The organism is Brevibacterium litoralis (assembly GCF_040212315.1).
Lineage (GTDB): Bacteria > Actinomycetota > Actinomycetes > Actinomycetales > Brevibacteriaceae > Brevibacterium > Brevibacterium litoralis.
Map to the genome: position 1 here is coordinate 107,224 of NZ_JBDIUY010000022.1, position 20,032 is coordinate 127,255.

Annotated in this window: 12 protein-coding genes; 5 read left to right on the forward strand and 7 right to left on the reverse strand. The window is 71.1% G+C overall.

Translation table 11 applies throughout. The features are described from left to right. Positions 1–113 precede the first annotated feature (113 nt). The 3 genes from AAD496_RS08100 (at position 114) to AAD496_RS08110 (ending at position 6,761) form a co-directional block, all read left to right on the forward strand. Positions 114–1,253, forward strand: a complete 1,140-nt coding sequence (locus AAD496_RS08100; RefSeq protein WP_349828151.1) for a TIGR03364 family FAD-dependent oxidoreductase — start codon at positions 114–116, stop codon at positions 1,251–1,253. Positions 1,254–1,416: 163 nt separating this feature from the next. Then, positions 1,417–4,125, forward strand: a complete 2,709-nt coding sequence (nirB, locus tag AAD496_RS08105) for a nitrite reductase large subunit NirB (RefSeq protein WP_349828152.1) — start codon at positions 1,417–1,419, stop codon at positions 4,123–4,125. A 95-nt stretch (positions 4,126–4,220) separates the two neighbouring features. After that, positions 4,221–6,761 carry a uroporphyrinogen-III synthase gene (locus AAD496_RS08110; protein WP_349828153.1) on the forward strand — a complete coding sequence of 847 codons (2,541 nt, stop codon included), beginning with the start codon at positions 4,221–4,223 and terminating at the stop codon, positions 6,759–6,761. 293 nt (positions 6,762–7,054) lie between these two features. Here the strand turns inward: AAD496_RS08110 and nirD are convergent, their stop codons facing one another. Continuing rightward, the gene (gene nirD, locus AAD496_RS08115) at positions 7,055–7,501 is read right to left on the reverse strand and encodes a nitrite reductase small subunit NirD (protein ID WP_349828154.1); all 447 of its coding nucleotides are present in this window, start codon (positions 7,499–7,501) and stop codon (positions 7,055–7,057) included. Between the two features lie 114 nt (positions 7,502–7,615). Continuing rightward, positions 7,616–9,007, reverse strand: coding sequence for an MFS transporter (locus AAD496_RS08120; protein ID WP_349828155.1), 1,392 nt, complete (start codon positions 9,005–9,007; stop codon positions 7,616–7,618). A 204-nt stretch (positions 9,008–9,211) separates the two neighbouring features. Between AAD496_RS08120 and AAD496_RS08125 the strand changes: the two genes are divergently transcribed. Continuing rightward, complete coding sequence (locus tag AAD496_RS08125) at positions 9,212–10,036, forward strand: sirohydrochlorin chelatase (RefSeq protein WP_349828156.1); 825 nt, start codon at positions 9,212–9,214, stop codon at positions 10,034–10,036. Between the two features lie 81 nt (positions 10,037–10,117). Here the strand turns inward: AAD496_RS08125 and AAD496_RS08130 are convergent, their stop codons facing one another. The 5 genes from AAD496_RS08130 to AAD496_RS08150 form a co-directional block, all read right to left on the reverse strand. After that, entirely contained in the window at positions 10,118–11,995 is a 1,878-nt protein-coding gene (locus AAD496_RS08130) for an ABC transporter ATP-binding protein (protein ID WP_433913746.1), read from the reverse strand. 2 nt (positions 11,996–11,997) lie between these two features. Continuing rightward, a complete protein-coding gene (gene glmM / locus AAD496_RS08135) occupies positions 11,998–13,356 on the reverse strand; it encodes a phosphoglucosamine mutase (protein WP_349828158.1) in 1,359 nt (452 codons plus the stop codon). Between the two features lie 170 nt (positions 13,357–13,526). Continuing rightward, positions 13,527–13,994: a 30S ribosomal protein S9 gene (gene rpsI, locus AAD496_RS08140; RefSeq protein ID WP_349828254.1), complete on the reverse strand. Its 468-nt coding sequence runs from the start codon at positions 13,992–13,994 to the stop codon at positions 13,527–13,529. 74 nt (positions 13,995–14,068) lie between these two features. After that, entirely contained in the window at positions 14,069–14,512 is a 444-nt protein-coding gene (gene rplM, locus AAD496_RS08145; protein ID WP_349828159.1) for a 50S ribosomal protein L13, read from the reverse strand. Positions 14,513–14,887: 375 nt separating this feature from the next. Next, positions 14,888–17,278 carry a 5'-nucleotidase C-terminal domain-containing protein gene (locus AAD496_RS08150; protein WP_349828160.1) on the reverse strand — a complete coding sequence of 797 codons (2,391 nt, stop codon included), beginning with the start codon at positions 17,276–17,278 and terminating at the stop codon, positions 14,888–14,890. 124 nt (positions 17,279–17,402) lie between these two features. Here AAD496_RS08150 and AAD496_RS08155 point away from each other — a divergent pair, with 124 nt between their 5' ends. Beyond that, the gene (locus AAD496_RS08155) at positions 17,403–19,925 is read left to right on the forward strand and encodes a hypothetical protein (RefSeq protein WP_349828161.1); all 2,523 of its coding nucleotides are present in this window, start codon (positions 17,403–17,405) and stop codon (positions 19,923–19,925) included. Positions 19,926–20,032: the final 107 nt, after the last annotated feature.

A 20,032-nucleotide genomic window follows, 5' to 3' on the forward strand; every position in this document is an offset into this window, starting at 1 on the left:
CGCGGTGGAGGTCGGCCTGTGGTGGGACTCGGGGCGAACTGTCGGTGAACGCTTGCCCAACCGGCCCCGGTTCCGACCCGGGCCACCCGACGCGGCGCACCAGACTGGAGGCCATGACCTCCACCGATGCACAGCTGCCCACCACCGACGTCCTCGTGATCGGGGCCGGGATCGTGGGGCTCGCCCACGCCTGGGCCGCCCGCCGCCGGGGACTGAGTGTCACCGTCGTGGAGGAGGCCAGTGCGGTGGTCGGGGCGAGCGTGCGCAACTTCGGACACTGCTGTGTCACGGGGCAGACCGGGGAGTTCGCCCGCTACGCGGACACCGCGCGGGAGTTCTGGCTGCAGGGCGCCTCGGCGGCGGGGTACTGGGCCCGCGAGTCCGGGGCCTACATGGCCGCCCGCAACGACGCGGAACTCGCCCTGCTGGAGGAAGCCGCGGGGAGCGCCGGTCCCGGTCCGGAGGCGGTCCGCCCCGTCGACCGCGCAGGCATCACGGCGGTGCTCGGGTCCCCACGCAGCTCGGCGGTCGGGGGCGCCTACCTGCCGCGGGACATCCGCGTCGACCCGCGCGACGCGGCGCCGCGGCTGGCGGCCTGGCTGGCGGAGGACCAGGGGGTCACCTTCCACTACGGCACCCGCGCGCTCGTCGTCGAGGACGGCGTCGTCCTCACCACCCGCGGCGGCCTGCGCGCCGCGCACGTCTTCCTGTGCGCCGGGCACGGACTGCGCGGGGTCCGGCCCGAGGTCGCCGAGGCCTCCGGGGTCCGCGAGTGCGCCCTGCAGATGGTGCTCGCCCGGGCGCCGGAAGGGTTCACGATCGACTCGGCGGTGCTCACCGGGACCTCGCTGCTGCGGTACCCCGCCTTCGCCGGGCTCGCCGGTGCGGCCGCGGTGCGCGCCCGTTTCGCGGAGGACTCCCCCGAGCTCCTGGAGGTCGACGCGAACGTGATGTTCACCAGGCGGCCGGACGGGACCCTGATCCTCGGCGACTCGCACATGCGGGCGGGGACCGTCGCGCCCTTCCAGGAGGAGGCGACGACCGAGGTGCTCCTGCGCGAGCACGCCGCGATCCTGGGTGTGCCCGGCTTCTCTGTGCTCCAACGCTGGCAGGGGGTCTACGCGTCGAGCGACTCGACGGACCTGGTGTGCGAACGACTGGACGACCGGACGACCGCGGTGACGGTGTCGACCGGGATCGGCATGACGATCTCCCACGGCCTCGCCGAGGAGAACCTGTCACAACTGCGCTGAACGCCGCCCGCACCCCGGCACCCCACCGCTGCTCAGGGCTGAGCCCTCTCACGGTGGGCGCGGGAGGTGTGAGAGGACCGTGACGGTGGGTCAACGTCCCCGGACACGGTCCGTGATGTGGCACACGTAACGTCGGACGCGACGCCACGGAAGGGACCCCGCCATGCCGCACAACTCCAGCACCGCCGACCTGCCCGTCCACCACACGCTCCCCCTCGACGACGCACGGTCCGGGGCCGGACGCCGGATCGTCGTGATCGGTGCCGGCCCGGCCGCCCACCGCTTCGTCACGGCCCTGCGGGACCGCGGTGACACGAGCCCCGTCGTCGTGATCGGCGAGGAGGCGCACCGTCCCTATGACCGGGTGAACCTGGCCAAGCGGTGGCTGCCGGACCACGACCTCACGCTCGTCGACGACGACCTGTGGGACGACCGGACGACCCTGCTCACCCACACGCGTGTGGTGAAGGTGCTCCCCGATTCCCGCGAGGTCGTGCTGTGCAGTTCCGCTCTCGCCGACGACGCCCCGGCGGCCCGCACCTCGACCGCGGCCCGGACCGAGGACCCGGACTTCCGCGCTCAGTGCACGCTGCTGCCCTACGACGAACTCGTCATGGCCACCGGTTCCGACGCGACCCTCCCGCCGATCCCGGGCAACGACCTGGACGGTGTGTTCGTCTACCGCACCCTCGCCGACGTCGACCGGATGCAGGAGCGCGTCGACGCCCTGCGGGCCGAGCGCGGCGTCATGGCCAATGCGAAGGCCGTGGTCATCGGCGGCGGTGTACTCGGCCTCGAAGCGGCCGGGGGCCTGCGCGACCACGGCTTCGACACCCATCTCGTCCACTCCCGTGAATGGCTCATGTCCTCCCAGCTCGACGAGGGCGGAGGCCGGGCGCTCAACGCCGCGATCCGTGACCGCGGGATCTCCCTCCACCTGGGCAAGCGCCCCGACGCCGTCGTCGAACTCCTCGACGACTCGGGCGACGGGACCGGCCAGGTGTACGGCGTCGAGGTGGGCGGCCGGTTCGTCGCCGCGGACCTCGTCGTGTGGGCCGTCGGCATCACCCCACGTGATGAACTGGCCCGCGACGCCGGCCTCCAGGTCCACCCGCGCGGTGGTCTGCCGATCGACGAGGCCTGCAGCACCACCACCCCCGGTGTCTGGGCGATCGGTGAGGTGGCGAGCGTCGACGGCTGGACGCACGGCCTCGTGGCCCCGGCCAATGCGATGGCGGAGGTCGTCGCCTCCCGTCTCACGGGTGGGGACGACGAGTTCCTCGTCGTCGACGACGCGGTGAAGCTCAAGCTCGCCGGGCAGGACGTCGCGACCTTCGGCGACTCCCTGTCCCGGGCACCGGGCACGCTCGACGTCGTCATGTCCGATCCCGTCGCCGGGATCTACCAGAAGCTCGTCCTCTCCGACGACGCCCGCACGCTGCTCGGCGGTGTCTTCGTCGGCGACGCCGAACCCTACGGGGCGCTGCGACCGCTGCTCGGCCGGAAGCTCGAGGCCGAGCCCGCCGCCTTCCTCTCCGGAGGCGGCGAGATGCCCGAGACCGATCTGCCCGACGACGCCGTCGTCTGCTCGTGCAACAACGTGACCGCGGGCTCCGTCCGCGATGCCGTGTGCGAGGGCAACCACGACCTCGCCTCGGTGAAGGCCTGCTCGAACGCCGGCACCCAGTGCGGGTCCTGCGTGGGCCTCGTGCAGAAGATCGCCGACAAGGAGATGGAGAACCAGGGCCTCGAGGTCGCCTCCGGCATCTGCGAGCACTTCGAGCTCACCCGCCCCGAACTGTTCGAGGCCATAAAGGTCGGGCGGCTGGAGAGCTTCTCCCAGGCGCTCGAGACCGTCGGCACCGGCGGCCACGGCTGTGACATCTGCAAGCCGGCCGTCGCCAACATCCTCGCGGTGCTCTTCAACGAGCACGTGCTCGACGCCGAGCGCGGCGGCCTCCAGGACACGAACGACCGGGCCCTGGCGAACATGCAGAAGGACGGCACCTATTCGATCGTCCCGCGCGTGCCCGGCGGCGAGATCACGCCCGAGAAGCTCATCGTCATCGGCGAGATCGCCCGCGAGTACGGCCTGTACACGAAGATCACCGGCGCCCAGCGCATCGACATCTTCGGTGCCCGTCTCGAACAGCTCCCGGAGATCTGGGAGAAGCTCATCGACGCCGGGATGGAGTCCGGCCAGGCCTACGGCAAGTCGCTGCGCACGGTGAAGTCCTGCGTGGGCTCCTCCTGGTGCCGCTACGGCGTGCAGGACTCCGTCGGCATGGCCGTCGAACTGGAGCTGCGCTATCGCGGCCTGCGCAGCCCCCACAAGCTCAAGTTCGGTGTCTCCGGCTGTGCCCGCGAGTGCGCCGAGGCCCGCAGCAAGGACGTCGGCGTCATCGCCACCGACAAGGGGTGGAACGTCTACGTGGGTGGCAACGGCGGCTTCACCCCGCGCCACGCCGAGCTGTTCGCCCAGGACCTCGACGACGCCGAACTCATCCGGGTCATCGACCGGTTCGTCATGTACTACATCCGCTCGGCGGAACGCCTGCAGCGTACGGCACCCTGGATCGAGTCCCTGCCCGGGGGCATCGACCACGTCAAGGAGGTCGTCCTCGAGGACTCCCTGGGCATCGGCGAGGAACTGGAGAAGGAGGTGCAGTCGTTCGTCGAGAACTACCAGGACGAGTGGGCGGCGACCCTGCAGGACCCCGCCCGCCTGGCCCACTTCCGTCCCTTCGTCAACGCGCCCGAGGCGTCCGACCCCTCGATCCTCCACGTGCCCGAACGCGACCAGGTCCGTCCGGCCGCCCCCGAGGAGCGGGCGCAGCTCATCGCCGGTGCGACGCTCCCGGTACGGGGCTGATCCGAATGCCGCTGCTGTGCCCCACGCCGCCCCAACCCCGGCACCCCACCGACTAAAGTCGTTCCGGTAGTCCGTCCCTCGAAAGGTGTCCCCCGGTGACCCCGTCCCCGTCCTTCCACGGTTTCGACCTCTCCGACCGTCCCGTGCTCCTCGTGGGCACGGGACGGTCCCGCCTGCCGGTCCTCGCCCGTCTGCACCGGGCCGGGGCCCGGCTCACCGTCGCCGATTCCGTCGACCGTCTGATCGCCGTCCACCAGGACCTCTCCCTGCTGGCCGCCGGGCACGGGCTCACGCCCTCGCACGCCTGGTCGTTCCTCGCCACCGCGCTCCACGACCTGCACTTCGTCTCCGCCGCCCGGGCGGTCTCCACCCTCCCCGACCACGCGCTCGTCGTCTGCGTGCCCCGGGACGACGCCGAGGCGTCCTTCTGGGCCGAGCAGTGCGCGCGCCTGCGAGTCCTGTCCATCCCGGTGTGGTCCGCCGAACCCGGTGTGTCGCTCGTGGGCGGCGGACCCGGACCGGTCGACCTCATGACACTCGGTGCCCAGCACGACCTCCGCCACGCCGATGTCGTGTTCGCCGACCGCCTCGGCCCCCGGGAGTCGCTCGACGAGCTGTGCCCCGGTGCGCTGGTCGTCGACGTCGGGAAGGACCCCGGGTACCACCGGATCCCGCAGGACCGGATCGAGGAACTCCTCGTCGAGTTCGGACGCTCCGGGTACCGGGTCGTCCGTCTCAAGGGCGGCGACCCCTATGTCTTCGGCCGTGGTGCCGAGGAACGGCGCACGCTCCTGGCCTCCGGTGTCCCGGTGACGGTCCGCCCGGGCATCACCTCGGCCGTGTCGGTGCCGGCCGCCGCCGACGTCCCCGTCACCTGCCGTGGCATCTCGACCTCCTTCACCGTGCTCTCCGGCCATCAGGTGCCCGAACCCCGGGTGCTCGAGGGCCTCGTCAAGGTCGGCGGCACCCTCGTGCTCCTCATGGCGGTGAACAACCTCGTCCCGATCCTCGACGGACTGCGTGCGCACGGCCTCGACGCCGAGGTGCCCGCCGCCGTCGTCGAGAACGGTTGGGCCGCCGACCAGCGCGTGTTCACCGGGACCGCGGCCTCGATCGTCGGGATCGCCGCCCAGCACTCCGTGCGGTCCCCCGCCGTCGTCGTCATCGGTGAGGTCGTCCGCCTGCGCGACGAACTCCTGGCCATCGCGACCGAGGCGTCCGCCCGCCTCGACCCCGAGCCGCCTCTCGAACCCGGCGTCGACGGCGAGGTGCCCGTCCGCGGTGCTCTCGACGCCGTGGCCGCCGGGACCGGGGTCATCGGTACGGCCCTGCCGGCAGGAGACGCCCCGACCGACGGGGCGACGGAGGCAGGTGTCGGACAGGGCGCCTCGGGAGCGGATCCGCTCGACTCCCCCGCGGTGCAGGCCGCAGCGGCCGGTGGTGAGGAGGAACCCGCCGCTCCCCTCGACACGGTGCTCGCCGGCTTCACGATCGGGGTGACCGCCTCGCGGCGGGCGACCGACCAGGCCAACGCGTTCCGACGGCGCGGGGCCCAGGTGGTGTCCGCACCGACCCTGCGCATCACCCCGACCGAGGGCGATGCGGATCTGCTCGACGAGACGCGCAGCGTCATCGACGGCCCCCCGGACCTGCTGCTCGTCACCACCGGGCACGGGCTCAACGGATGGTTCGAGGCCGCGGAGGCCGCCGGACTCGGGGACGACCTGCGGGCCGCCCTGGGGTCGACGACGATCCTGGTGCGCGGGGCCAAGGCGCGGGGCGCCGTCCGGGCGCAGGGATTCAGTGACGCGGGCATCAGCGCGGACGACTCGACGACCTCGCTCGTCGACGTCGCCCTGGCACACGGGGTGGCCGGACGGCGGGTGGCGGTCCAACAGCACGGTGTCATCGACCACGGACAGATGGCCCGGATGGTCGAGGCCGGTGCCGACCTCGTGACGATCCGGCCCTACCGGTGGGCGCCGCCGGAGGACCCGAAGGCCGTCGAGTCGCTCGTCGCCGCCGTCATCCGCCACCACGTCGACGTCCTCACCTTCACCTCCGCCCCCTCGGCCGAGGCGCTCTTCGAGGCCGCCCGCGCCGAGGGCACCTACGACCTGCTCGTCGAGGCGATGCGCACCGAGGTCACCTGCGCCGCCGTCGGACCGGTGACCGCCGCGCCTCTCGTGGCCGCCGGGGTCGAACCGCTGATCCCGCCGCGACACCGCCTGGGTTCTCTCATCCGGGTCGTCGTCGACCACCTCAACGACCACGCGATCGACCGGGCCGAGACCCCGGCCGGGACGGTCGCCCTGCGCGGGGTCGACCTGCACGTGACGCCGATGGACGGCGCGCGTGATGGGGACGGTACCGGTCGTGACGGACGTGTCGGTGACGGCTCTGTCGGTGACGGTGAGCCCAACGTCATCACGCTGCCGCCGCACCTGGCCGACCTGTTGCGGATCGTCATCCAGGCACAGGGGGACGTCGTCAGTCGCGACACGCTGCGCCGTGCGCTGCCGGCCGCTCCGAGCGATCATGCGATCGACATGGCCGTCTCGCGCCTGCGCAAGCTCCTGGGCGACCTCCAGGTCGTCGTCACGGTGCCCAAGCGCGGCTTCCGCCTGGCCCGCTGACCACCCCACCGCTGACCTGATCGCCGCCCGACCCCCGGCACGCACATCGGCCTTGCAGTCACGTGACTACAAGGCCGATGTCGTTCGCCAGGACACATGTCTCGTAGTCCTTGGGGGTGACGAGACAGATGTCCTGTCGAACGACATCGACCTTGCAGTCGCGTGGCTGCAAGGCCGATGTCGTTCGACAGGACATATGTCTCGTAGTCCTTGGTGATGACGAGACAGATGTCCTGTCGAACGACATCAAGCTCGTAGGTACGCGGGTGGAGCCGATTCAGGCGGCCTTCCGCTCAGGCGGGGAAGAGGACTTCCACGGCGCCCTCGGTGATCCGGACCGGGTAGGTGATGAGGTGGAGGTCCGGGTGGGTGGGCGAATCCCCGGTCTCCAGGTCGAAGACGGCCTTGAGGAGGGGGCTCGCGACGGTCGGGTTCCCACCCTTGTCGCCGACGATGCCGCGCGACATGACGGCCGCACCGGTGTGGGGATCGACGTTGTCGGTGACGAACACCCGGTCGTCCCAGAGGCGGAAGATCGCGAGCTGGTGGCCACCGGGCTCGCCGTTCTCGATGAGCGCGGCCGCGCCCCATTCACGGTCCAGGGCGTCGAGCGCGCACAGACGGAGCCAGGTGCCGAGCGCCTCCGCCTCGGTCGCGGGTGAACCGGTGCTGGCGGCCGCGGTCGAGGGCGCCTCGGCAGCGGGAGCCTGATCGGTACGGGGAGCGGTGAGCGTGTCCATGGGGTTCCTCTCGTCGTCACCGGTCGAGCGACCGGTGGAGTCGTGCGGAAAGGGTGCGGGGGTGCCCGTGGTTCCAGGGCCGGTGTGGGGGTCCATCGTGCGGGTGGAGGTCGATCAGATCCGGGCGTCGCCGAGGACGGTGCCGCGGCGGCCGTAAACGGCCCAGGTGAGGAGACCGAAGCCCAGGTAGACGCCGGCGAAGGCGATGAAAGCCAGGTCGTAGCCGCCGGTGTTCTCCTTCACGAGGTTGAGCAACTGCGGGACGAGGAAGCCACCGTAGGCACCGACCGAGCTGATGAGGCCGAGCGCGGCGGCCGACTGACGGGCCGGGTCCATGACACCGGCGCGACCGCGGGCCGTCTTGAGCTGCGCCCGCAGGTCGAAGACCGTCGGGATCATCCGGTAGGCGGAGCCGTTGCCGAGCCCCGAGGCGACGAACAGCACCAGGAACGCCGCGAGGAACAGCCAGAAGCTGTCGACCTGCAGGATCCCGAGGACGACGACCGACATGACGGCCATGACGAGGAAGCAGGCGATCGTCGGGCGGGTGCCGCCGAACCGGTCGGCGAGCTTGCCACCGTAGGGCCGGGCGAGCGATCCGACGAGGGCACCCATGAAGGCGAGCGAGATCGTCGCCGCGCCGACCTGGAAGCTGGAGAAGACGGGGAAGGTGTCGGCGATGAGCTTGGGGAACACACCGGCGAACCCGATGAAGGAGCCGAAGGTACCGATGTACAGCAGCGCCATCATCCACATGTGCGGTTCCTTCACCGCGGAGGCATAAGCGGAGGTGTCGGACTTCGTGTTCGACAGGTTGTTCATGAAGAACCAGGCACCGACGGCCCCGAGCACGATGAGCGGCACCCAGAACCAACCGGCGAGCGAGAGCGGCGCGACCCCGGTCATGAGCACGGCGCCGAGGGTCACGACGATCGGCACGACGAACTGGGCGACCGCCGCACCGATGTTGCCACCGGCGGCGTTGAGCCCGAGTGCCCAACCCTTCTCCCGGGTGGGGAAGAAGAAGGTGATGTTCGTCATCGAGGAGGCGAAGTTGCCGCCGCCGAACCCGGCCGTACCGGCGACGAGGAGCATGAGCCAGAAGGGGGTGGCCGGGTTCGACAGGCACAGGGCCAGGCCGATCGCGGGGATCAACAGGAGCAGCGCCGAGATCACCGTCCAGTTGCGCCCGCCGAAGATCGGCACCATGAACGTGTACGGGATCCGCATCGTCGCGCCGACGAGGCTGGGCACCGAGATGAGCCAGAACTGCTGGGAACTGCTGATGTCGAACCCGTAGGCCGGCATCGACACGACCGCGATCGACCACAGCTGCCAGACGACGAAGCCCAGGAACTCCGCGTAGATCGACCAGCCGAGGTTCCGTCGCGCGATCGGCCTGCCCGCGGACTCCCACTGCGCGTGGTCCTCCGGGTCGAACCCGTCGATCCAGCGGCCGGGCCGGTGGACGAGCGCACCGCTGTCCGAGGGGGGCCGGGCCCGCACCGAGGACGGACAGCTCCGTCGCCGGGGCCGTGGCCCTCTCGTGTGTGACGTCCTGTGTGGTCCGCATGGCGTGTCCCTTCCGTCGGTGTGTTCCCGACACTAGGAAGGCCGTGTTCGGGTTCCGTGCACCCGCGATGACACCTCCGTCAGGTCCCCGTCACACGCGTTCGACAGGTGGTGAGAGTCACCGGAATACTGGTCCGCATGACCTCCGCCGCTCCCCCGCACTCCCCCGTTCCCCTCCTCGGGCTCGCCCACGGCTCGCGCAAGACGGAGACGGCCGGCGCGATCGACGCGCTCCTGGCCGCCACGGCCCGTCTCGCCGCCGAGGCGCCCCGCCCTCCCGATCAGGACCGCACTCCCGGCACCGCCCCCGCTGCCGGCACCGACCTGCCCGTGGCGGCCGCGTACCTGGAGGACTTCGCACCACCCTCCCCGACGGTCGCCGTCGAGGGTCTCGACTCCGCGGGTCTGCTGCCCGCGGACCGGACGGCCGTCGTCGTCCCGCTCCTCTTCACCCGCGCCTACCACGCGAAGACGGACGCCCCGCAGGCGATCGCCGCGGCCGAGAGCGCGACCGGCACCCGCCTGCACACGGCCGAGGTCCTGGGGCTCGGCACCGACATGGAGGACGTCGTCCTCGCGGCCATGGAACGCGACGGGGTGGAGTCCGCGGCCCCGGTCGCACTGCTGGTCGTCGGCTCCTCGGACGCGGACGCGAACGCCGCGGTCCACCGGTTCACCGCGGCGCTCGACGCCCGCCGGGACGGCAGCGTCACCGCCGTGTTCGCCACCTCGACCGAGCCGCGGGCGAAGCAGTGGATCGCGGAGTACGCCGATGGGAGGGACGGTGCCGACGCGAAGGACGGTGCGGACCTGGTGGTGGTCCCGCTCTTCGTCGCCCCCGGGCTCCTGCTCGACGGCGTGGCCCGGGTCGCGGAGGACCACGGAATCCGCACGACCGAGCCCCTGGGCGACCTCCTCGCCCCCGTGGTCCTCGCCCGCTACACGGCGGCACTCACCGCGTGAACTCTCCTTGAGTTCCACTGTGGAAGGAATGGCGTCCGCGAGGCTGTCCGACGCCATTCCTTCCACAGTGGAACTCCGGTCTCACTCCTGGGTGCGGAACTGGGTCTCGTAGAGATCGGCGTACCGCCCGCCGGCGGCCAGGAGCTCGCGGTGTGTGCCCGCCTCGACGATCCGGCCGGCCTCGATCACGAGGATCCGGTCGGCATTGCGCACCGTGGAGAGCCGGTGGGCGATGACGAGCGCGGTCCGGCCGGCCATCGCCTCGGTGAGGGCCTGGTGGATCGCTTCCTCGTTCGTCGAGTCGAGAGCGGAGGTCGCCTCGTCGAGCACGACGACCGGTGGGGCCGCGAGCAACAGCCGGGCGATCGTGAGGCGCTGACGTTCGCCGCCGGACAGGCGGTGTCCCCGTTCACCGATGACGGTGTCGAGGCCCTCGGGCAGATCCGCGAGGACCTCCTCCAGGCGGGCCCGGCGCACCGCGTCGCGCAGGTCGTCCTCGCTCGCGTCGGGGCGGGCGAGCAGCAAGTTGTCCCGGATCGACTCGTGGAACAGGTGTCCGTCCTGGGTGACCATGCCGACGGTGCGCTTGAGGGAGTCGAAGGACACCTCGCGGATGTCGGTCCCGTCCAGGCGCACGGAACCACTCGTCGCGTCGTAGAGGCGGGGCAGCAGCGAGGCGATCGTCGACTTCCCCGCCCCGGAACTGCCCACGAGCGCCACCGTCTGTCCCGGATCGATCCGGAAGTCGATGCCGTGGAGCACCTCCTCACCACTGCGGTGGTCGAGGACCGCCACGTCCTCAAGGCTCGCGAGCGAGGTGTCCTCGGCGGACGGATAGGCGAACCGCACGTCGCGGTACTCGACCCCGATGCCACCGGCGGGGAGGGCACGGGGTGAGGGCGCCTCGGCGATGAGGGGTTTCAGGTCGAGGACCTCGAAGACCCGCTCGAAGCTCACGACGGCGCTCATGATGTCCATCCGCGCGTTCGCGAGCATGGTGAGCGGCGTGTACAGGCGGGTGAGCAGCATGGCAAGGGTGACGACGGCCCCGGCGTCCAGGTGCCCGAGCACCGCCTGCGCACCGCCGAGGCCGTAGACGAGCGCGAGGGCCAGAGCGGACACGAGGGTGAGCGCCTGGACGAAGGTCGTCTGGAGCATTGCGGTGCGGATGCCGATGTCGCGGACCCGGGCCGCGCGCTCCGCGAACCCGCGGGACTCCGCCGCCGGGTCACCGAACAGTTTGACGAGGGTCGCACCGCCGGCGGAGAACCGCTCGGTCATGCGGGTCGACATCGAGGCGTTGTGGTCGGCGGCCTCGCGCTGCAGCTTCGCCAGGCGGCCGCCCATGAGGCGGGCGGGGACGAGAAAGATCGGCAGCAACAGGAGGGAGAGCACCGTCACCTGCCAACTGATCGTCACCATCACGCCGACGGTGAGCAGCAGGGAGACGATGTTCGACACCACGCCGGAGAGGGTGTTCGCGACGGCCCGTTGCGCGCCGACGACATCGGTGTTGAGCCGGGAGACGAGCGCTCCCGTGCGGGTCCGGCTGAAGAAGGCGACCGGCATGCGCTGCACGTGGTCGAACACGGCGGTGCGCATGTCGTGGATGAGGCCTTCGCCGATCCGGGCCGAGAGCAGCCGGTTGACGAGTGCAAGACCCGCGTCGAGGACCGCGACCCCGGCCATCGCGACGGCCAGGAGCACGATGAGACGGATGGGACCGTCCCCCGTGATCGCGTTGACGACGTCACCGGCGAGGATCGGGGTGATGACACCGAGTACGGCGACGAGCACCGAGAGCAGGACGAAGACGAGGACTGCCCGCCGCTGACGCCCGACGAAGGACCAGATGCGGACCCAGGTCTCCTGGGGGATCCGACCCGACCGTCCGCCCAGGTCACCACTCTTGCCCTGGGACCGGACGGTCTGCCGCATCATCATGTGCGGCGAGGGCATGGTCACAGCGCGAGTTCCGCCTTCACCACGGTGGCCAGGCGGTCGGCGTGGTCCTTGGCGAGTTCCTGGGTCGGGGCCTCGACCATCACGCGGATGAGGTCCTCGGTGCCGCTGGCCCGCAGGAGCACGCGGCCCTTGCCGTCCAGCTGCGCCTCGACCGCGGCGACCTCCGCGGCGATGGCCGAATTGCCGACCTGGGTCTTGTCGACCCCGCCGACGTTGACGAGCACCTGCGGCAACTGCGGGATCTCCGCGGCGAGGTCCGCGAGCGTCCGCTTGGTCCCGGCCATCCGGGCCATGAGGTGCAGGGCGGTCTGCACGCCGTCACCGGTCGTGCCGTGGTCGAGCATGAGGACGTGACCGGACTGTTCGCCCCCGAGGTTGTAGCCACTGCGCAACATCTCCTCGAGGACGTACCGGTCACCCACACCCGTCTGCACCGTGCGGATCCCGGCCTTCTCCATCGCCAGGTGGAGGCCCAGGTTCGACATCGTCGTGACGACGAGGGTGTCCTGGGCCAGCAGGCCCTTCTCCTTGAGACCGAGGGCCAGGATGCCCATGATCTGGTCGCCGTTGACCGGGCGGCCCAGGGAGTCGACGGCCAGGCACCGGTCCGCATCGCCGTCGAAGGCCACACCGAGGTCCGCGTTGTGCTCCGTCACCTGCGTGACGAGGTTGTCGATGTGGGTCGAACCGACACCGTCGTTGATGTTGTACCCGTCGGGATCGGCCGCGGTGACGATCACCTGGGCGCCGGCCTGCCGGAGGGCGGCCGGACCGACGACGCTCGCGGCCCCGTGGGCGCAGTCGACGACGACGGTGAGGCCGGACAGCGGGGAGTCGTCCCGGTTGCGCTCGACCTCCTTGACGAGGGTCTCGGTGTACTCGTCGGTCGCCGAAGGGAACCGGGTGATCCGGCCCAGACCGTCACCGGTGGGCCGCTCCCAGTCCTTGCCCATGAGGTCCTGGATCCGGTCCTCCAGGGCGTCGTCGAGCTTGGTCCCGCCGCGGGCGAAGAACTTGATGCCGTTGTCCGGCATGGGGTTGTGCGAGGCGGAGAGGACCACACCGAAGTCCGCGCCGGTGTTCTTCACGACGTGGGCGACACCGGGCGTCGGGAGCTCGTCGACGAGCAGCACGTCGACACCGGCCGAGGACACGCCGGCGGCGACGGCGGCGGCGAGCATCTCACCGGACACCCGGGTGTCGCGTCCGACGACGGCGAAGGGACGGGCACGTCCCTCCGGGGCGGGGCCGGCGCGTACACGGGCCCCGGCCTCCCCGAACTGGAGGGCCAGGGAGGCGGTGACCAGGCCGGTGGCCAGGCCACGGACGCCGTCGGTTCTGAAGAGTAGGGTCATGGGTTCAAGTCCTCGTTCCTGCGGTCGGGGTGACGGCACTCAAGACTAGTGGAAAGGAGTGGGGACGACGGGACCCCCGCCGCCGTGGACGCACGCGGCGCACACGGGGACGGGGGTCGTCGGGCACGGACGGGGTCCGTGCGGCAGTCCGGCTGCCTGATCGGATCCGATCAGCGCTTGGAGAACTGCGGAGCCTTGCGGGCCTTCTTGAGACCGGCCTTCTTGCGCTCCGGGACGCGGGCATCGCGGGCCAGGTAGCCGGCCTTCTTGAGCTCGGGGCGGTTGTTCTCGCGGTCGATCTCGTTGAGCGAGCGGGCGACACCGAGGCGGACGGCGCCGGCCTGACCGGAGGGGCCACCACCGGAGATGTTGACGAACACGTCGAAGCGGCCCTCGAGGTCGAGCAGGGTGAAGGGCTCGTTGACGAGCTGCTGGTGCAGCTTGTTCGGGAAGTAGGTGGCCAGGTCGCGGCCGTTGATCTTCCACTCACCGGAGCCGGGCACCAGGCGCACGCGGGCGATGGCCTGCTTGCGGCGGCCGACGGCGGAACCGGGGGCGGTCAGGGACTGGCCACGGCCACCGGCCACGGCCTCGCCCAGACCGGCGTCTGCCGGGGTCTCGGTCGAGTAGGAGGTCATCTCGACGTCCTCGACGACGTCAGGGGTGTTGTTCTCAGTCACGATTCTCCTCGTCAGTCTTCAGTACCGGGCGCTCACTGCGCAACCTGGGTGAGCTCGTACACCTGGGGTGCCTGAGCGGTGTGGGGGTGCTCGGCGCCGGCGTAGACCTTGAGCTTCTTGACCATGGCGCGACCCAGACGACCCTTGGGCAGCATGCCCGCGATCGCCTTCTCCACCGCGCGCTCCGGCTGGGTGGCGAGGAGTTCCGCGTAGTTGGTGGACTTGAGGCCACCCGGGTAACCGGAGTGGCGGTAGGCCTTCTTCTGCTCCAGCTTGGAGCCGGTGAGGGCGACCTTCTCGGCGTTGATGATGATGACGTTGTCGCCCATGTCCACGTGGGGGGCGAAGGTCACCTTGTGCTTGCCGCGGAGCAGGCGTGCGGCCTGCGAGGCAAGACGACCGAGAACGACGTCAGTGGCGTCGATGACGAACCACTGGCGATCGACGTCGCCGGGCTTGGGGGTGTACGTACGCAAAGTAGCCTTCTTTTCGTCTATGGATGATCTGAAGCGAGTGTCCGGTGAACCGGGAGGTCGTGAGGTCTCCTGAAGCCCGGACTGGCTTGCCATGTGCGCGGTACGTTCCCGTCCAGCCGACCTCACCACACAATGCCTGCAACGCGATTGAGGCTTCGTGAGGGGCGTGCACTGACGTACGCAACAGCAGACGAGTCTACGCCCGTTCCGACACTGAATGCAATCGGTCACGGGCCCCCGGGGGCTGGATGTGGCACTGAATACACGGACGGCACCGAATACGTGCCGGGCCCCGTGGACACGACCGACCCCGGGTCCCTCCCATGGAAGGAGCCCGGGGTCGGTCGTGTCTGCGGTGGCCGCGGTCGGCCGGCCTCAGACCCGGCGGCGGGTGAGGACCATGGCGGCCCCACCGATCGCCAGGAGCAGGACGCCGGCGCCGACGAAGGGAGCGGCGTTCGACCCGGTGTACGCGAGGTCACCGGCCTCGTCGTCCCCCGCGCCCGAGGTGCCCTGACCCTCGTCCTCGGTCGCGTCCTCCACGACCGGTGCGGTGGTCGCCTCGGTCGGGGCCTCGGTGGGCTCCTGGGTGGGCTCGACCGTCGGGTCCGTCGTGGGCTCCGCGGTCGGCTCGGTCGTCGGTTCCGTGCTCGGCTCCTCGGTGCCGTCGGCCGCGGCGATCGAGAACTCGAAGCCCTCGAAGGCGTAGGCGGCGGGCATCGGGTTGTCGTCCCAGAAGGCGGCGGCCGGGTCGGCCTGGATCTGCACGTCGACGCTGTAGTCCCCGGCGGGGCCCGTGAAGGAGAAGGGGATCTCCGACTCACCGGCGGGGATCACGTCGATGGTCGCGGTGTTGACGTCGGTGACGGTCACCGGCAGTTCGGCCGGGAGGGCACCGGTGACGGCACCCCCTGCGTTCGCCGCCTCGGCACCGGACCACTGCAGCTCGACTCCCTCGGGGAGGTCGAAGGACAGGAGGAAGGGACCGGTGACGTCCTCGGTCGCGTTCGACACGAAGGTGTAGGCGCCGTCGGTGTAGGAGGCCAGGGACAGTCCGTCCTCGGCGATCCTCCCGGTGTTCACCGCGTCGAGCGCGACATCGGCCTGACGCTCGGCGGTGTCCGGGGCGACCGGCGAGTGCTCGGCGAAGTAGTCCGCCCAGACCTCGTAGTCCGTGTACCCGGTCTGTTCGAAGGGTCCGTTCGTGAAGGCGGTGAAGTTGTCACCACCGGTGGCGAGGAAGGACAGGGTCGCCACCCGGTAGGTCGCGGCCGGGTCGATCGGCTCGCCGTTCACGGTGACCTGCTGAACGCGGGCGCCCTCCGCGGCGTTCGAGTCGTAGACGACCTCGATCTCCTCGGAGATGCCCAGGTGCAGGAAGGACCGGCTCTCACCCTCGGGCTGCCACTGCTGCTCGAAGAGCTGGATCACGTCGGCACCCGTGAGGGTGGAGACCACGTGGTCGTTGGCGAAGGGCAGGACGGCGTTGAGCTCGGCGGCGGTGACCTCACCGGGCGCCTCGTCGTTGTAGATCGCGTCGACGAGCAGGTCGTCGCGCAGACCACCGGGGTTCGTCAGCGCGAAGTCCGCCGGTGCGACGTTCGGGTTGAGGGTCGAGCCGTACTGCAGGGCGTCGGCCACGAGGTTGCCGAGCGTCGACTCCGCACCGCGGTCCTCCTCACCCGTCTCGTCGGTCGCCCGTGTCAGGTCCTCGGTGATCGATCCCTCGACGACACTGCCGGGGCCCTCGGCCGCGGCCTGGGCGGCCTCGACGATCCGCGTGGTCTCGTCGATCACGGGGTTCGTGCCCGGCTCGGGGATCGTGGCGGCCTCGGTGTCGAGCAGTGCGTGCTCGGCGACCGTCCAGTCACCCTCACCGAGCGGCGAGAGGACGACCTGGGCGACGGTCGAACCGTAGTTGGCACCCTGGAGCAGCGGCCGGATGCGCCCGTCGCCGAGGTCCTGCACGTAGTCGGCCGGCAGGTGGGTGTGGCCGAAGAACATCGCGTCGACCGCGTCCGAGGCGTTCGTGACGAAGTCCCCGAACTCGGAGCTCGACGCGATGGCCTCCTCCATCGTCCCGGCGGTGTCGTTCGGGCCCAGGTGCGCCTGGACGACGATCATCTCGGGACGTTCGGCCTCCGGCAGGGCGTCGAGGGCCGCGGCCTCGCGGTTCATCGCCTCGGTCGGGTCACCGAACACGATGTCGGCGATCCCACCGGGCGAGACGAGGGAGGCGGTCGCCTCGGTGACGACGCCGATGACGCCGATCCGCACGCCGTCGACCTCGATGACGGTCGAGCCCTCGAGGCCCGGGGCCACGTCCTGCGTGCCCGCGGCGTAGACGTTCGCGCCGAGGTAGGGGAAGGCGGCCTCGTCGGTCACCCGGCCGGTCAGGTCGTCCATGCCCTTGTCGAACTCGTGGTTGCCGACGGCGGAGGCGTCGAGGCCGAGGGCGTTGAGATATTCGAGCGTCGGGGTGTCGTCGGCCGAGGACGAGGCGAACACGGAGGCACCGATGTTGTCACCGGCCGAGAGGAAGGCGGTGGGGCCACCGAAGTCCGCGCGGGCGGCCTCGACGGTCGCGGCGGTTTCGATCGCCGGGTCGTACTCGCCGATCCGGCCGTGGAAGTCGGTGATGCCGAGGAGCTGGACGTCCTCGCCGGTCTCGGGGAGGGGCGCTGCACCGACCGGCGTGACGGCCAGTCCGCAGCCGAGGCCGAGGGCGGTGACGCCGCCCAGGACACTCAGGAGAGTTTTCCGCATGGGGTATCCGTTCTCAGGGAGTAATGCACTGATACACAGTCTCCCCGCAGCATGTGACCCACGTCCACCCCGAAGGTGAATGTTTCGTGAACGGTCGCCCGCCTTCCCTTTGTACCCTGGTTGGATGCAGCGATCCGTGCCGAACCCCCTTCCCCGCCCCGGCCTCTCGCTGCTGCGCGCCACCACCCTCCCGGTCCTCGTGGCGACCCTTCTCCTCGCCGTCGTCCTCACCGGCCTCGGGCTCCCGGCACGGGCCACGCCCGCTCCCACCGACACCCCGTCCTCCCCCGCCCCCGAGGCGCCCGCCACGGCCGGTGCCGACGTGCAGGGCGCCTCGGCGGCGGACTCCGCTGAAGCCGGTACCGGGGAGGCGGACTCCCCCGTCCTCGTCCTCGGGGCCTCCGGCCTGCGGTGGACGGACATCGACCCCGAGCTCACCCCGCACCTGTGGGGGCTCGCGGAGTCCGGGGCGCTCGGCAACCTCACGGTGCGGACGCTCACCTCGACCACCTGCCCGACCTCCGGCTGGCTCACCCTCGGCGCGGGCAAGCGCGCCCGCGACCCCCGTCCCGGTGGACTGAGCGTCTGCCCGGACGCGACCGGACCCGCGGACCTCCGAACGGGGCCGCTGGGCACCGACGACGACCCCGCAGGCCTGTCCACCGATCCCCTCCCCGCGCCCCCGGCGGCCGACACCGACGCCGAGGTGCTCCCCGGGTTCTCCCTCCTCGAACGGGTGAACGCCTCCGGCGGGTACTCGACGCGGCTGGGCGTGCTCGGCGACGCGGTCGCGGAGTCGGGGCAGTGCCTGCGGACGATCGGCGGGGGCGCCGGGTACGCGGGTGTGCGCAGCGACGGGACCGTGGCGGACTGGGCGCCGGCCGGGGCACCGGTCGTCCCGGAGGACGCGACCGACCCCTGTGGCGTCACGCTCGTCGATCTCGGCACGATCGCGGTCCCGCGCTTCAGCGACGACACGGTCCTCGCCTCCGACCGCGAGACCTTCGACGACGCGGCCTACCGCGCCCAGGTCGCCGCGGTCGACGCACACGTGGGTGAGTACCTGGCGCAGATCGACCCGGCGGACACGACCGTCTTCGTCGTCGGTGTCGGCGACACGACCAACCCCTCCCGGCTGCGGACCGTCCTCCGCGCCGGCCCCGGCGTCGAGCCCGGTTACCTGGGGTCGACGACCACCCGCCGCGACGACCTGGTCCAGCTCACCGATCTCACCGGCACGATCGTGCGGGCGGCCGGGATCGACACGATGCCCGGCGGCGCGGCCGTCGACCCGACGGTCACGACCGGCACGTCCGCAGGTGTGGAGGAGCGGGTGGCCCGGTTGCAGGCCGAGTACACCTCGGCCGCGACGGTGCACAAGAGCGCCTCGACCTTCGGAGTCGTCCTCGACGTCTTCTTCTACCTGCTCGTCCTCGCCGCCGCGGCACTCTTCCACCGGGGTGTGCGGGTGCGGTTGGACGGTGTGCTCGGGGACGGTGGTTCCGTCCCGCGTTGGCGGCGGGTGGTCGGCGGGATCGGCCTGGGCGCGGCGACCGTGCCGATGGGGGCGTTCCTCGTCGCACTCCTGCCCTGGTCGCGGTTCCCCGTGCCGGAACTCGGGCTCGGTCTCGGGATCGGGCTCGCCTCGCTCGCGCTGCTCGGGGTGGCCTTCCTCGGGCCGTGGCGACGGACCTGGTCCGGCCGGGTGGCCGCGATCTGCGTGACGACCGCCCTCGCCCTGGCCGTCGACAACGCGACCGGGTCCCGCCTGCAGTACGACACGCTCATGGGGTACAACGCGATCGTCGCCGGGCGGTTCTACGGCCTCGGCAACCAGGGTGTCGCCTTGTTCATGGTCGCGGTGTTCCTGGGCCTCGGCCTCGTCGTCGCCCGCCTGCGGGGTGCTGGCCGGGCACGGCTCGCCCTCGGCCTCACGGTCCTCGTCGGCCTCGCCTCCGTCGTCGTGCTCGGCAATCCCGCCTGGGGTGCCAAGTTCGGCGGGACCATCGCGGTGATCGCCGGCTTCCTCGTCTTCGCAGCACTCCAACTGGGCATCCGGCTGAACATCCTCAAGCTCGCGGGGATCGGTCTCGTGTCGCTCACGGTCGTCCTCGGGATCGCCGGGCTCGACCACCTGCGGCCGGAAGCGCAGCAGTCGCACTTCGGCCGCTTCTTCGGGCAGATCCTCTCGGGGGAACTGTTCACCGTCATCGAGCGGAAGCTCGCGGCCAACCTGAACATCGTCTCGATCAACCCGGCACTCGCGATCGTCGTGCCGCTGGCGGTCCTGCTCGTCGTCGTCTTCCTGTCCTACGGCCGGTGGCGCCGTGAGGGACCCCTGCGGGAGATGCCGGTGCTTCGGGACTGGCAGGGACCGCTCCCCCGCCTGTTCCGGGAGTCGGATCCGGCGCTGCACTGGGGGTTCCTCGCCGCCGTCACCGCACTCGGCGTCGGGCTCGTCATCACGGACTCCGGCGTCGCCGTCCCGGCCACCGGAGCCTTCATGCTCGTGCCGCTGCTCCTGGCCCTGTGTGCCGATCAGCCCGGCTGGGATCCGGTCGAGCGCACGAGTGGGCCCGACTCGGACGACGACTCGGAGGCGGATGCGGCGGAGACACAGGCGGAACCGCGACTCCTGAGCGCGTGAGCGAGTGGTCGCAGCGCCATCGAGTGTTCGCAGATCACAGGTCTGCGAGTCCGGGTTCGGGATCCTGCGACCACTCGATCACGCTCTGACCAGTCGTCCGGCCTCGA

What these genes read in the sequence shown, in the direction of transcription:
- rpsI (WP_349828254.1), bottom strand. Translation starts at nt 13,994, where the DNA reads ATGACCTCCTACTCGACCGAGACCCCGGCAGACGCCGGTCTGGGCGAG.
- AAD496_RS08155 (WP_349828161.1), top strand. Translation starts at nt 17,403, where the DNA reads ATGCAGCGATCCGTGCCGAACCCCCTTCCCCGCCCCGGCCTCTCGCTG.
- AAD496_RS08150 (WP_349828160.1), bottom strand. Translation starts at nt 17,278, where the DNA reads ATGCGGAAAACTCTCCTGAGTGTCCTGGGCGGCGTCACCGCCCTCGGC.
- AAD496_RS08100 (WP_349828151.1), top strand. Translation starts at nt 114, where the DNA reads ATGACCTCCACCGATGCACAGCTGCCCACCACCGACGTCCTCGTGATC.
- nirB (WP_349828152.1), top strand. Translation starts at nt 1,417, where the DNA reads ATGCCGCACAACTCCAGCACCGCCGACCTGCCCGTCCACCACACGCTC.
- nirD (WP_349828154.1), bottom strand. Translation starts at nt 7,501, where the DNA reads ATGGACACGCTCACCGCTCCCCGTACCGATCAGGCTCCCGCTGCCGAG.
- AAD496_RS08130 (WP_433913746.1), bottom strand. Translation starts at nt 11,995, where the DNA reads ATGCCCTCGCCGCACATGATGATGCGGCAGACCGTCCGGTCCCAGGGC.
- glmM (WP_349828158.1), bottom strand. Translation starts at nt 13,356, where the DNA reads ATGACCCTACTCTTCAGAACCGACGGCGTCCGTGGCCTGGCCACCGGC.
- AAD496_RS08125 (WP_349828156.1), top strand. Translation starts at nt 9,212, where the DNA reads ATGACCTCCGCCGCTCCCCCGCACTCCCCCGTTCCCCTCCTCGGGCTC.